This window comes from Cypionkella sp. (genome assembly GCF_034376685.1).
Lineage (GTDB): Bacteria > Pseudomonadota > Alphaproteobacteria > Rhodobacterales > Rhodobacteraceae > Cypionkella.
In genome coordinates, this window is sequence record NZ_JAXMJJ010000030.1 from 1 (window position 1) to 11860 (window position 11860).

Consider the following 11860-nt stretch of genomic DNA (forward strand, 5'->3'; position numbering starts at 1 on the left):
GGAATGATTGCGCGCCGCATATTCGCTGATGCGAGTACACAGCGTGCAGGATCAGCTTTACTTCTGTTGCTCGAGTTCCCAAAGCCGATCGGACGTACGGATCAGGTCCGAGTCGTGCTGCGCTACACGGTGTTCCACGAAGGCTCGGACGAAGCCGTGCGCATCTTCGAGGCCGCACGGATTCGGGACAAGTTCGAACCGGTGCTGGATGCGCCGTTGGAACAGCGGCCGGGCTGGCCCGTACAAGGATCATCCAAATGGACGTGGCCAGGGAAATCACCGTGGCTGCGGGACAGGGTATTGAAAAGGCGGAAAGTGACCGACTGTTCCCGGGCATCGCCGGCATCCTGGCCGATGTCGAAGCCGTGGGCATCCGGCAGACGCCAACCTTCTTCCTTAACGGCAAGCGGCTGGAGAACTTCAGTGCCGAAAGCCTGATCGCCGATGTGCGCTTTGCGGTGGAGAATGCCTGACGCGCCAGGTCAGTTTCGCGAAACGAAGGCCGCGAACAGTTCCAGCGTCCGCTCGCTCGTGGTGCTCAATGCCCTCGGCGTCCCGCTCGGCCGTCTCCGCATCAAGCCCGAGGCTGAGCAGGAACCGCAACACGATCTCATGTCGGTGCCTGCATTCCTTGGCCAGCGCCCTGCCCTGCTCCGTCAGGAAGATCGATCGATACTTGGCCCGGGTTATCAGACCATCGCGGGCGAGCCGGTCCAGCGTCTTGGCCACTGTCGGCGCGGTGACACCCATTCGGGTGGCGATGTCGACGGGCCTCGCCTCGCCGTGGCTGTGAATCAACTCGGCGATCAGCTCCACGTAGTCTTCGGCCAGCTCGTTTCGCCGCGCTGCGCGCACGCCCTGAAATGCCTCCGCGCGCGGGTCGGGAGATCGGTCGTCACTGGCAGCGGGCAGGACTTCATGAGGATCAACATGCACTGTGGTCATAGTCTCGCACGATCTAGGTTGACAGGTAAACCCTGTGGGCAGATTATTAGCCTTGTCTAACATTTCGCGCCAAGACTTTGGTGCCCGGTCCGGGAAGTCCCATCCATGCCTGCCGACGAAACCACCAAGGTTGATCCGTCACGGCGCGCCTTGCTCGTCGGGGGCTTGGCCGCCGCCAGTGGCGCAGCCATTGCCGTCGGCACGGCACGATCGCAAACCGCACCTGACCCGATGGCGGGACACGATATGTCGGCGATATCGGCCGATCCTTACGCCGCACCGATGTCCGGCATGGCGCATGGCAACATGACGACGGTCGGGCGCGTCGACCACGACGCGAACGGGTTTGATCCGTCGGTAATGTTGACGGACTGGGATACTGGAACGACCGCACTTCTGCCCGACGGTCGAACCCTGCGCACTTTCGAGGTCTCTGCCGTCGACAGGGAGATTGAGATCGCCCCCGGCATCTTCTTTCCTGCCTGGACGTTCAACGGACGCGTCCCCGGCCCGGCCCTGCGAGCCAAGGAAGGCGAGCGGCTGAAGATCATCTTCCGCAATTATGGCTCGCACCCGCATTCCATGCACTTCCATGGGATCCACTCGGCGCGAATGGACGGAGTTCCGGGGGCCGGGCTGATTGGCCCGGGGGAGGAATTCATCTACGAATTCGATGCCAAGCCCTTCGGCTGCCATCTTTACCACTGCCATGCCCTGCCGCTGAAACGGCACATGCACAAGGGCATGTATGGCCTCTTCGTGATCGACCCGGACCCCGCACGTCAGTCCGATCCGGCGCTTTCGGCCGTTGCCGCCTCGCGTGTCCTTGGCAGTCCCGAGAATGCCAACTGGCAGGAACTGGCGATGGTGATGAATGCCTTCGACACCAATTTCGACGGCGGCAATGAGGTTTATGCCGTCAACACGGTCGGCCAAGCCTACATGAACGTACCGATCCGCATCGACAAGACGAGGCCTGTGCGGGTCTATCTGGTAAACGCGACCGAGTTCGACCCAATCAACTCGTTTCACTTGCACGCAAATTTCTTCGATTACTACGACACCGGCACGCAGCTGACGCCAACGCTGCGCACCGTCGATCTGATCATGCAGTGCCAGGCGCAACGCGGCATTCTCGAGTTCAGCTTTGCCGACCACGAGGACGGAATGTACATGTTCCACGCGCATCAATCCGAATTCACCGAACTTGGCTGGGTGGGCATGTTCGACGTGCGGGGGCCGGGCGCATGAGCGACCAGAGCCAGCCCACCCGCCCCACTGCCATCCGGCTCCTGCTGGTACTTTTGCCGCTGGCTGCCATTCTTGGGTCTTTCGTCTGGATCGCGTCACTCGATCCACTTCGCAGCTTCAACAACGGCGCGCCGCCTGTTGAGTCCCTGACGGTAGAGCGAACCGTTCTCGACCAGACCGGCATCCAGCTTCTGCTGCGGGCAGGCGGCTCAGAGGCAATGCAGATCGCCCAGGTTGCCGTCGATGACGCCTATTGGACCTTCACGCAGAACCCGCCTGGGCCGATTTCGCGCGGTAGCGCCGTCTGGGTGCAGATCCCCTATCCTTGGGTTCTGGGCGAAGCGCATCATGTTGCTATGGTGTCGAACACAGGCACTGTTTTCGGACATGAGATCGCCGTCGCGGTGCCGACGCCAAAGGCCACGGCTGGACAGTTCCGCATGCAGGCGTTGGTGGGAGCGCTGGTCGGTTTGCTACCGGTGGCGCTCGGTCTGATGTTCTACCCGGCCATGCGCGGCTTTGGCACCACCGGCATGAACTTTGTGCTCGCGCTGACGGTGGGGATGCTGGCCTTTTTGCTTCTGGACATGATGGGCGAGGCTACAGAACTGGCAGCCGAAGCGGCAGCAATGTTCCAAGGTTCTGCCATGGTCTGGCTGTCGGCGCTGGCCAGTTTCCTGTTGCTGATGGCCATCGGGCGCTGGCGTGGGCGACCCGAGGGGCTGGCATTGGCCTTCTACATCGCGCTCGGAATCGGGCTGCACAACTTCGGCGAGGGGCTGGCCATTGGCGGTGCGTTCGCCGCCGGTGCAGCGGGCTTGGGTACCTTTCTCGTCCTCGGTTTTGCTCTGCACAACGTGACCGAAGGCATCGGCATCGCCGCACCGATGCTGCGCATCCGCCCGCCGCTTTGGAGCTTTGCTGCGCTGACTCTACTGGCAGGTGGACCGGCTGTGCTTGGCATCTGGGTCGGCAGCCTCGCCTATGCGCCACAGTGGTCAGCCTTGGCACTTGCGGTCGGTGCCGGTGCCATTCTGCAGGTGATGGTCGAGGTCACGGCCTATCTGCGGCGTCAGAACATTGATCGACAGGCGATCCTGTTCTCTCCGGCCGTCCTCGGTGGCTTCCTTGGGGGTATCGCCTTCATGTATGTGACAGCAGCGCTGATCAAAGTATGACCCCTGCGGCAACTAACCAAAGCCTTATGGCAAGGTTCACGCTCGCGGCGACATAGAAAGCAGGAGTGTTCGATGTTAAGAATTGAAAGTTTCGGGGCAACACAACCGGGCGACGCCTCCCAGCCGATTGGCACCACGACGACCGGCGTCCTGAGAAAGTGTCGGCCAGTCCTTGTTGCTGTCGCTCTTCTGGCGCTCGGGGCCTGCACTGTGCCGATCGATCAAGCCACCGACAAATCCACGGGATTTCTCAAAGAACTGCCCGAAGGTGTCGCGCTGATTGCTGCACCCTATCAGAATCTTGAGGAAGTGATCCTTAAGCCTGAGGACGGCTGTTACTGGTACCGCCATGTCGGGCCGGTTGAAACGACACTGCTGCCGTTGCGAACGGTCGAAGGAAGGCCAATCTGCACACAGGCTTCCGCCAAACCCGCCGTTTCGAGCTGACAGTACTGCTGCTCAGGCGCGCGCCGGCAGCAAGGATAACAAACCGCATGTCAGCGACGCGGTTGTGGGTAGGTCGAACTTGCGCATCTAGCGTTCCATGAAGCGAAGGCCCAAGCGATTCCCTTAGCTGGTCGTCGCCACGTTTCCCTCTTCTGCGGGATAGAGATAGGCGGTCACGCCGGTCTCGACCTGGTCGAACAGATCGTTGATGTGTGCCATGACCATGCGCACGCAGCCCGAACTTGCGCGGCTACCAATCGAACGTGGAAGGGGCGTCCCGTGGATCCGCAAGTAAGTGTCGCGGTTGCCGACGAAAAGATAAAGCGCCCGCGATCCCAGGGCGTTGGCTGGGCCAGGGTCCATGCCATCCGCGAACTTCGCATAGATTTCCGGCTCGCGTTCGATCATGGCTGGCGTGGGGGTCCAACTCGGCCACTTTGCCTTGCGCCGGATTGTATATGTTCCGGGTTCGTAAAGACCGTCCCGGCCAATAGCGACGCCGTAGCGCATCGCCGTGCCGTCAGCCTGAATGTGATAGAGATACCGCGCAATCGCGTCGACATGGACATCGCCTGGCACCAACCCGGCACGCGCTTCGACGCGGGTCGGAAGGAGGCGAGGATGCAATCCCCATGGGTTGGTCGTGGCAGGGTCATAGCCTGACGGGGTGACCTCAGCATCCCAAGCTGCCCACTGGTCTTGCATGTGCGATGAAGCGAAAGCCGGGGCGGAAATCGGTGCCGAAAACAATGCGGCTGTCGTGGCAATGAAGTGGCGTCGTGTGAACATGAGCCTAGCTTTCTTCTGGATACTGCAGCGCGGAGCCGTCGAATACACCTGCACCGTTCAATATGCCGTTGAGAAAAGCGCGCCTCGTGTCCAGTCAAGTCTGTGTGACCGGACACCTGTTTGTAAGGCCGAGCTGTTTCGCAGCCTGCATGGGCAAGGAAATCATGCGATGTGCCCCTTAGACCTGACAATGCCGTGATGCATCAAACCATTTGTTGCACCTCTAGTTGCTAGAGCAGCTAGCCCTCTCGATGAAATCGGGAGGCGGTGTCAAGTTTGGCCACATCGGAGGAACAAAGGATTTCGAGCAGGATGAACCTGCGAGGCTTGGCGGGTCTGGTATCCTCTGCCCTGGCTGGAGCCTGCATTGTCTTTGCCCTGCCGCCATACTCGATCCTGCCACTTGCGCTGATTGCCTTCGCTCTGCTTACAGTGTTGGTGCGTGGCGCATCCGGTTTCATCGCGTTCAGGCGGGGATACTTGTTCGGCCTCGGTCAATTCGTGCCCGGGCTTTTCTGGATCACCGAAAGTTTTCAAGTTGAGGCGGACCGGTTCGGTTGGTTGGCTCTGCCGGCGGTTCTTGGTCTTTCCGCGCTTCTGTCGGTCTTTCCTGCTCTGGCCTGCGCTCTGGCGGCACGGATGGAACGCGCCGGGTTGCCGTTGGCGCTCTCGATGGCGACAAGCTGGACCGCCACGGAGTGGCTGCGAGGGCATGCTCTCACCGGGTTTCCCTGGAACCTGGCTGCCTACACACTGTCTGACTGGCCGATCGCCGCGCAGGCTTCCTCGGTCGTCGGAAGCTACGGCCTGGGATTTCTTCTGGTGCTCTGCGCCGCGCTGGCCGGACTGGCTTTTGTCTCGGTTGCCAACGGGAACCACATCAGCCGCCTCGCCACAGCGGGCGCAATCGCCTTGTCGGTGACCGGATTTGGTGCAACGCGCTTGCTGCTCGCCGATGGGCCGTCAGAGCGCGGCGCGCAAATCCGTGTCGTTCAACCGAACATCGCACAAAGTGCCAAGTGGGATGATGCCGCCCGAGACGCGAACATTCTGAAACTCATCGCGCTTTCGGCCCGGCCCGGCGACTTCGACATTCTGCTCTGGCCGGAAACTGCTTGGCCAGGGTTCCTGGTTGAGGATGCCGGCGCAAGGGCGATGTTGGGCTGGCTCTTGCCCGAAACCGGCATCTTGCTGACAGGCAGCCCGGAACGGGAGGAAACCGCGGCCGGGACAGTCTACCGGAACGCCGTGCTTGCTATCTCTCCCGACGGTACCATTCTGACGCGCTATGCCAAACATCATCTCGTTCCGTTCGGTGAGTACATTCCGTGGCGCAGTCTTTTGCCCCTCCAGCGTCTGGTTCAATCGCTCGGAGACTTCACGCCGGGGCCAGGGCCCCGGACACTGGCGTTCGGCCCACACCCCTATGCGGGGATCGCAATCTGCTATGAGATCATTTTTCCCGGACATGTCGTCGATGATGCGATCAGACCGGACTGGATCTTCAACGCGACAAACGATGCCTGGTTCGGCGCCTCGATCGGTCCATGGCAGCATTTGGCATCGGCCCGTATGCGGGCCGTGGAAGAGGGCCTGCCTCTCGTCCGGGCCGCCAACACGGGAATTTCGGCGGTGGTTGATTCTTATGGGGCAACATTGGCGATGCTCGAAATCAACACGTCAGGCGTGATCGACATCCGCTTGCCCCGCCCATTGCCCGCAACCGTCTACGCCCGCTTCGGAGACTGGGCGCTTCTCTTTCTCATGCTCAGTTCATGGGTGATCAGTGGCTACTGGGCCCGGCGGCAACAGGCAAACCTAAAAAGTGCATCGAAATGATCGGGCCGCTCTGCGCAATCATCGGATTCCTCTGGGGTTACCTCGTTGCACGGCGGCGCGGCGGAAAGACTCTCGACCGCCTGCAGTACGGCGCAGGCTTCGCCATCGCCTTCGGGCTGTTCGGCACCCTGCTTGGAATCGCCCTCGCAAGGTATCTTGGGGCAGCCTGATCGGCGAAACCTTGCCGGTCCTGAAATCCTCACCTTTTTGTCGGTTGAACCTCTAGTTGCTCGAGGTTCTAGACGCCATGTTGCTATCATCTTATGGACTCTTCATGCGTCTTCGTTCTCTGCAGATCATCCTTTTGATCGCCGCCACTGCGGCGGCTGTCACCTTCTCAGCGGTGCGGTGGTGGCCTGCAACAGACGAAACTCCAGCAGCAGCTTCTGCCTTTACGCCTGCCTTCGCGCTTGCGGACAGCGAAGGCCGCATCCGCTCGACAGCCGAATTCCGCGGAAAGTTCCTGTTGGTGTTCTTCGGCTTTACAAGCTGCCCGGATGTCTGTCCGACGACGCTCTCCGAAGTCGCGCAGGTCATGGATGATCTTGAATCTGCCACGGGATCGGTGCAGCCGATTTTCATTTCGATCGATCCCGAACGGGACAGGCGTCTGGGGCTGGCTGACTACACAAAGGCCTTTCATCCAGCGATCCTTGGTTTGGCAGGAAGCGAAGAGGAAACAAAGTCTGCGGCTGCAAGCTTCAAGATTTTCTACGGACGCGAGAACGATGCCGCGGCGCCCGACGGCTATTCCATGGCCCATAGTCCCGGCCTTTTCCTAATTGGCCCCGATGGTGAATGGCTTCGCCAATTCACCTACGGCACTCCGGCCGCCGACATCCTTTCCGACCTTCAATCGAGACTTTGACCCATGAAACACTTCCTTCTTGTCACAGCACTAATCCTCTCTGCGCCTGCCGCGATGGCCTGTGAGACCGTGACCATCGGCGATCTTACCATTGAACACGCCTGGTCCAAGGCGACGATCGGCGCGGGACGACCCGGCGTGTTCTATGTGGAGATCAAGAACACCGGGACGTCCGACGATGCGCTGGTTGGTATCGCGACGCCAGCAGCCGGAATGCCGATGTTGCACGAGACTGTCGTACAGGATGGCATCGCATCGATGCCGCATGCGATGTCAGTGCCGGTGCCGACTGGTCAGAGTGTGCAGCTCGCGCCGGGGGGTTACCACGGCATGCTGATGGGGCTGACGACAGCCCTCAAGGAGGGCGACAGCTTTCCGGTTACCCTTTCCTTCGAAAAGGCTGGTGAGGTTACCGTGAATGTCGATGTCCTCTCGTTGCGCGCGGAGGGTCCGGATTGCGCCGACGCAGGGCAATAATCCTCGGCGCTGGAGGTGCCATCGGAGCCGTCGCCTTCATGCTGGGCGTCGGGGCCTATCGCACGCGCAATCGGCCAGCCCGCAGCGAGGTCCTGCCCGTGCCGATCGGTCAGATGACCTGGACATTGACCGACCACCAGGGCCGCTCCGTCCGACCCAATGAATGGGCCGGTCGCCCGGTCATGCTATTCTTCGGCTTTACCTGGTGCCCGGACGTCTGCCCGACCACATTGAGCGACCTATCGCTCTGGCTCGAGGAGCTGGGTGCCGACGCGGATCGTCTGATCGTGGCCTTGATTTCGGTCGATCCAGAGCGCGACACACCCGATGTCCTTGCCGATTACCTCAGCAACTTCGATCCACGCATCGTGGGGCTGACGGGCCCTGCTGACGAAATCGCTCAGGCGGCCGCTGATTTTCGCGCAACCTATCGCCGCGTCGATAAGGAGGGCGGCGACTACACGATGGACCACACCGCCGGTGTATTTCTGTTCCACCCCGATGGGCGCTTCGCCAGCATCATTGACTTCCATGAAGACCGGCGCCTCGCCGTTCCAAAAATCCGCCGAACCCTCAGTTGAAAGGTCATTCTGCCAGATGATCCGCTCTGCATTTCTGATCCTTGCTATCTCGGCTTTCGCCCCGCTCAAGGCAGTGGCCGATCCTCCGACGGCGCATTTGCCTGTGGCATTCGAAGCCACAATCGCCCCCGGTGACACTTTGGACAGCGTCCTTGGTCACGCAGGAATCCCCGGGACGATCCGGGCAGAAGCCGCACTGGCACTTTCGGGAGTCTATGACCTGACCGACCTGCGACCTGGTCACCGGATCGAATGGACTGCGGCGTCCGGGGATCCAGCATCGCTGACACAGCTGTCGCTCTTCGTGGAAGATGGTGTGGAGATCGCTCTCACCTTCGACGGGCCGATCGCGGCACGACGGCTTGACCCACCGGTTCGTGAGACGGACCGGTGGGAGACCTTGACCCTCGACGGAACCCTTTACGACGCCTTGATGGCGCGAAATGCACCGGAACGCTTTGCGGTTGATCTTACGGCACTTCTAGCGGGCCAGGTCGATTTCAGGCGCGACCTCAAAGGTGGAGAGACCTTCGCGCTGGTCTGGCAGGAAGATCAGCTTCCCGATGGCACCATCGCGGGAGAGCCGCGCCTGAGTTACGCTCGGCTGGAGCTGACTGATCGCGTCCTCGAACTCGTCGCGACCGAAGCTGCCGGCCCGGTCATCGTCTTTGAAGATGGCGAAGCCGTGCAGCGTTCAGCGGCACCCATCCTTGGCGCACGACTGTCGTCAGTCTTTGGCCGCCGGAACCATCCAGTGTTGGGTGGGGTTCGCATGCATACCGGGATCGATTACGCGGCACCCGTGGGAACCGAAGTCTCGGCGACCGGCGCCGGGAGGGTGATCTTTGCGGGCACGATCCGTGGCTACGGCACCACGAACGACAACGATCACGGCGGTGGGGTCGTCACGCGCTATGCACATCTTTCCAAAATTGCCGAAGGCGTTCGCGAGGGGACGCGTGTCAAGGCTGGAGACGAGATTGGCGCGGTCGGGGCGACAGGTCTCGTGAGCGGCCCCAACCTTCACTACGAAGTCCGTGTCGACGGCAGACCGGTCGACCCTAAGGACCAGGACGCCTTGCCGGAACAGGAGATCGCTTCGGCAGATGATCTCAATGCGCTCGCCACCTGGCGCAGCGAAACTGGCTTCATTTCAGGAACTGACGGAGAACGCGGATGACGGAATTTCGTATCGGCCGCCGCGAGGTCATCCTTGCAGCAACAGCCTTTGCCGTAACCCCTGCCGCCAAAGCTTACGCAGAGGAAGAACCGCCAATCCATGTCGTCAAGGGGCGTGGCTGCGAGTGCTGTGAAGCATGGGTCGACTATCTGCGGGAGCAAGGCTTCACGGTTACGGATGAGGTGTCGATGGGAACGTTGCTGATCCGCTTCAAGATGGACCAAGGCATTCCAGCAAAGGCATTTTCCTGCCACACGGGGACCGTTGACGGCTATGCTCTCGAAGGCCATGTCCCGGCTGCGGACATCCGAAGGCTGCTCGACGAGCGTCCTGATGCAGTTGGTCTTGCCGTGCCCGGCATGCCTTTCGGCTCCCCCGGCATGGGATCAGCAGACAGTCGGGACGCCTACGACGTCCTGCTGGTTGGCCGGGATGGCAGCCTGGAAGTTTATACAAGTTATCCGGCAGCGTGACATGACCGACGCGCGGGTCGGCTCAACCTGTGTGGCTTTTCATATGCACGCAGGAAATGGCGTCCGGTCACGTTCTTTTGACTAACCGGGGTTTTAGCATCGGGGGCATATGATCGTCGCATGCGAATGATGTTGCTCCTCTTTTGGCTGTTCACGGTTTGCGTTAGTTTTCCTAGCGCTGCGTTCGAATACAAGTCGGGAGATGAAGTCTGGAGTATTGGCGACTTAGAGCTTGGCTGCATTAGTGCTGGGTGCGCAGAGACAAGCAGTCATGGCGCTTGCCACTGGATCACCGAACCATCTGCTGTGGTGTGCTCTCATATTCCCAAAAGTATTGGGTCAACCTTTGTGCTGGTGCCGGAACGAAGGCCAAGCCTAACCTATTCGCCAAGGTTACCTCCGCCGCGAAGCTGGTCCTGACGGATACAGCACCATTCCCAGTCGGTTCCCGGAGGCCATATGTTCACCAGACGATCTGCCATAGGCTGCACCACAGCAGCTTTTTTGACGACACCAAGCATCTTGCGCGCGCACACGGAAGACCCGTTCGTTCTGCCTGAGCAGTTCCAGCCGAAGGAAGTCCGAGTGCGCGAACAGTATGCGGCGGGAATGATCCTTGTCATACCTCACCAGTTCTACCTCTACCACATTCTCGAGACCGAAAGAGCGATCCGCTATGGTGTCGGAGTCGGCCGGGCAGGTCTGGAATTCAAGGGAACCGCTATCATCGAGCGCAAAGCGAAGTGGCCGTCATGGCGTCCGACAAATGACATGATACGTCGAGACCCGGACCGCTACGCGAAGTTTGCGGATGGCGTTCCCGGTGGACCAACCAATCCCCTCGGCGCGAGGGCACTGTATCTGTATCAAAATGGGGTGGACACCTATTATCGGATCCACGGCACCACCGAGCCATCTTCAATCGGAAAATCAGTGTCAAACGGCTGTATCAGAATGCTGAACGATCACGTTATTCAACTTTACGAGCAGGTCCCGAAGGGAACTCCGGTTCTTGTTCTATGATTTCGTATGCGCCGGGCATCTGTAGAGGTGCACGCGCTTCTGGTCTGCTGCTTATCAGGTTGCTAGAACAAAGGGGGGTGGCCTCACTTTACCGCCGCCCGTTCACTCCTTTGAACGCGCAGCCGCGACGGCTTCAGTCAATTGATCTCGCTCAATGAAACCGGGAATGAGCTGATCGCCAATTACAAAAGCCGGTGTTCCGTTGAAGCCGAGCGCCTCGGCCAGCCTCATCGATGTTGCAATGTGTTCGTCGACCTCGGGGGACTTCATGTCGACCTGCAGCTTATCGACATCCAAGCCAGTTTCCCCGGCGATGCGAAGGATTGTATCGGCTTCAAGCTTGCCCCGCATGTTCATGAGCGCTTCATGAAACTCGGCATATTTTCCTTGCACTCGTGATGCCAAGGCGGCTCGAGCGGCAAAAGCTGACCCTTCGCTAAGGATCGGCCACTCACGAAGGACAAGACGGACGCTCTTGTCCGATTCCAAAAGGGCATCAATCTCCGGCGCAGCTTGCTTGCAATAGGGGCAGTTGTAGTCGAAAAACTCAACCACAGTGACATCGCCATCGGGGTTCCCTAGAACCGGCGCGTTTGAATCCCGCTCCAGGATGCTGCGTTCCGCTGATAGCGCGCTTAGGGCTGCTTTGGCTTCAGCTTCGGCTTGGCGTTGCTCCAGGGCCTGCAAGGCTTCCAAGACAAGCTCTGGGTTTTCTCTGAGAGCCTCAGCAACCAGTTCTTTTACCCTGGCTTCGGATAGCTCTTGGGCGCCAACTTGGCTGCCCATGAGGAAGCCGGAAATCAGGACAA

The 11860-nt window shown here is 60.2% G+C and carries 14 protein-coding genes and 1 pseudogene; 12 read left to right on the forward strand and 3 right to left on the reverse strand.

Annotated elements, in window-relative coordinates; translation table 11 throughout:
* Positions 1-257: 257 nt before the first annotated feature.
* Positions 258-473 carry a hypothetical protein gene (locus tag U1A24_RS07175; protein WP_322321295.1) on the forward strand — a complete coding sequence of 72 codons (216 nt, stop codon included), beginning with the start codon at positions 258-260 and terminating at the stop codon, positions 471-473.
* A gap of 9 nt (positions 474-482) precedes the next feature.
* Here U1A24_RS07175 and mntR read toward each other — a convergent pair.
* A pseudogene (mntR, locus tag U1A24_RS07180) lies at positions 483-945 on the reverse strand (manganese-binding transcriptional regulator MntR).
* A gap of 105 nt (positions 946-1050) precedes the next feature.
* Between mntR and U1A24_RS07185 the strand changes: the two are divergent.
* The 3 genes from U1A24_RS07185 (at position 1051) to U1A24_RS07195 (ending at position 3821) form a co-directional block, all read left to right on the forward strand.
* Complete coding sequence (locus tag U1A24_RS07185) at positions 1051-2196, forward strand: multicopper oxidase domain-containing protein (protein WP_322321296.1); 1146 nt, start codon at positions 1051-1053, stop codon at positions 2194-2196.
* On the forward strand, positions 2193-3374 hold the full coding sequence (locus U1A24_RS07190; protein WP_322321297.1) for a metal transporter: 1182 nt from the start codon (positions 2193-2195) through the stop codon (positions 3372-3374). Before U1A24_RS07185 ends, U1A24_RS07190 begins: the two co-directional genes overlap by 4 nt.
* Before the next feature lie 72 nt (positions 3375-3446).
* The gene (locus tag U1A24_RS07195; protein ID WP_322321298.1) at positions 3447-3821 is read left to right on the forward strand and encodes a hypothetical protein; all 375 of its coding nucleotides are present in this window, start codon (positions 3447-3449) and stop codon (positions 3819-3821) included.
* A gap of 123 nt (positions 3822-3944) precedes the next feature.
* Here U1A24_RS07195 and U1A24_RS07200 read toward each other — a convergent pair whose 3' ends face one another.
* Entirely contained in the window at positions 3945-4610 is a 666-nt protein-coding gene (locus tag U1A24_RS07200) for a L,D-transpeptidase (protein ID WP_322321299.1), read from the reverse strand.
* Positions 4611-4922: 312 nt separating this feature from the next.
* Here U1A24_RS07200 and lnt point away from each other — a divergent pair, with 312 nt between their 5' ends.
* The 8 genes from lnt to U1A24_RS07240 all read left to right on the forward strand — a co-directional run bounded on the left by lnt (position 4923) and on the right by U1A24_RS07240 (position 11051).
* A complete protein-coding gene (gene lnt, locus U1A24_RS07205; RefSeq protein WP_322321300.1) occupies positions 4923-6449 on the forward strand; it encodes an apolipoprotein N-acyltransferase in 1527 nt (508 codons plus the stop codon).
* Positions 6446-6619 (forward strand): hypothetical protein, encoded by a 174-nt coding sequence (locus U1A24_RS07210; RefSeq protein ID WP_322321301.1) that lies wholly within the window; start codon positions 6446-6448, stop codon positions 6617-6619. Before lnt ends, U1A24_RS07210 begins: the two co-directional genes overlap by 4 nt.
* 104 nt (positions 6620-6723) lie before the next feature.
* Complete coding sequence (locus U1A24_RS07215; protein ID WP_322321302.1) at positions 6724-7317, forward strand: SCO family protein; 594 nt, start codon at positions 6724-6726, stop codon at positions 7315-7317.
* 3 nt (positions 7318-7320) lie between these two features.
* A complete protein-coding gene (locus tag U1A24_RS07220; protein ID WP_322321303.1) occupies positions 7321-7794 on the forward strand; it encodes a copper chaperone PCu(A)C in 474 nt (157 codons plus the stop codon).
* 38 nt (positions 7795-7832) lie between these two features.
* Positions 7833-8375 carry an SCO family protein gene (locus U1A24_RS07225; protein WP_322321304.1) on the forward strand — a complete coding sequence of 181 codons (543 nt, stop codon included), beginning with the start codon at positions 7833-7835 and terminating at the stop codon, positions 8373-8375.
* Positions 8326-9555, forward strand: a complete 1230-nt coding sequence (locus U1A24_RS07230; protein WP_322321305.1) for a M23 family metallopeptidase — start codon at positions 8326-8328, stop codon at positions 9553-9555. Before U1A24_RS07225 ends, U1A24_RS07230 begins: the two co-directional genes overlap by 50 nt.
* Entirely contained in the window at positions 9552-10028 is a 477-nt protein-coding gene (locus tag U1A24_RS07235; RefSeq protein WP_322321306.1) for a DUF411 domain-containing protein, read from the forward strand. Before U1A24_RS07230 ends, U1A24_RS07235 begins: the two co-directional genes overlap by 4 nt.
* A 459-nt stretch (positions 10029-10487) precedes the next feature.
* A complete protein-coding gene (locus U1A24_RS07240; RefSeq protein ID WP_322321307.1) occupies positions 10488-11051 on the forward strand; it encodes a L,D-transpeptidase in 564 nt (187 codons plus the stop codon).
* 102 nt (positions 11052-11153) lie between these two features.
* On the opposite strand, the gene U1A24_RS07245 is transcribed toward U1A24_RS07240, so the two are convergent.
* Positions 11154-11837, reverse strand: coding sequence for a DsbA family protein (locus U1A24_RS07245; protein ID WP_322321308.1), 684 nt, complete (start codon positions 11835-11837; stop codon positions 11154-11156).
* Between the last annotated feature and the right edge of the window lie 23 nt (positions 11838-11860).

Coding starts and splice junctions, on each gene's coding strand:
- U1A24_RS07215 (WP_322321302.1), top strand. CDS start 6,724: ATGCGTCTTCGTTCTCTGCAGATCATCCTTTTGATCGCCGCCACTGCG.
- U1A24_RS07175 (WP_322321295.1), top strand. CDS start 258: ATGGACGTGGCCAGGGAAATCACCGTGGCTGCGGGACAGGGTATTGAA.
- U1A24_RS07230 (WP_322321305.1), top strand. CDS start 8,326: ATGAAGACCGGCGCCTCGCCGTTCCAAAAATCCGCCGAACCCTCAGTT.
- U1A24_RS07185 (WP_322321296.1), top strand. CDS start 1,051: ATGCCTGCCGACGAAACCACCAAGGTTGATCCGTCACGGCGCGCCTTG.
- U1A24_RS07245 (WP_322321308.1), bottom strand. CDS start 11,837: ATGGGCAGCCAAGTTGGCGCCCAAGAGCTATCCGAAGCCAGGGTAAAA.
- lnt (WP_322321300.1), top strand. CDS start 4,923: ATGAACCTGCGAGGCTTGGCGGGTCTGGTATCCTCTGCCCTGGCTGGA.
- U1A24_RS07210 (WP_322321301.1), top strand. CDS start 6,446: ATGATCGGGCCGCTCTGCGCAATCATCGGATTCCTCTGGGGTTACCTC.
- U1A24_RS07235 (WP_322321306.1), top strand. CDS start 9,552: ATGACGGAATTTCGTATCGGCCGCCGCGAGGTCATCCTTGCAGCAACA.
- U1A24_RS07190 (WP_322321297.1), top strand. CDS start 2,193: ATGAGCGACCAGAGCCAGCCCACCCGCCCCACTGCCATCCGGCTCCTG.
- U1A24_RS07240 (WP_322321307.1), top strand. CDS start 10,488: ATGTTCACCAGACGATCTGCCATAGGCTGCACCACAGCAGCTTTTTTG.
- U1A24_RS07195 (WP_322321298.1), top strand. CDS start 3,447: ATGTTAAGAATTGAAAGTTTCGGGGCAACACAACCGGGCGACGCCTCC.
- U1A24_RS07200 (WP_322321299.1), bottom strand. CDS start 4,610: ATGTTCACACGACGCCACTTCATTGCCACGACAGCCGCATTGTTTTCG.
- U1A24_RS07220 (WP_322321303.1), top strand. CDS start 7,321: ATGAAACACTTCCTTCTTGTCACAGCACTAATCCTCTCTGCGCCTGCC.
- U1A24_RS07225 (WP_322321304.1), top strand. CDS start 7,833: ATGCTGGGCGTCGGGGCCTATCGCACGCGCAATCGGCCAGCCCGCAGC.